At 56.4% G+C, this 275-nt stretch carries 1 pseudogene; it reads left to right on the forward strand.

The annotated features are described in order from the left end of the window. Nucleotides 1–116 precede the first annotated feature (116 nt). Nucleotides 117–275 (forward strand): annotated as a pseudogene (locus RA21_RS23365) (c-type cytochrome); the annotation flags it as partial.

Below are 275 nucleotides of genomic sequence, written 5' to 3' on the forward strand. Positions count from 1 at the left end.
GTGTGTTCCCCGTGCAAAACTTCAAGAATTGGGCGTTTCGTCGCGCTGTCTATACCTTGCCACTTGGGAGGGGAAGCCTTAGACACCCCTGCAGACAGCTAAATGGACTCGCGATCATGTTTGACACGATGACCCTCACCAAAGCGACCGCAGGCATCTGCGGCGCGTTCCTGGTATTCCTTCTGGGCAAATGGGGCGCAGAAGTACTGTATCACATGGACAGCCACGGTGAGGCTTCCTATGTGATCGAAGTTGCCTCGGCCGAAGACGCCGGC

The sequence above is a fragment of the Leisingera sp. ANG-DT genome, assembly GCF_000813785.1.
GTDB lineage: Bacteria > Pseudomonadota > Alphaproteobacteria > Rhodobacterales > Rhodobacteraceae > Leisingera.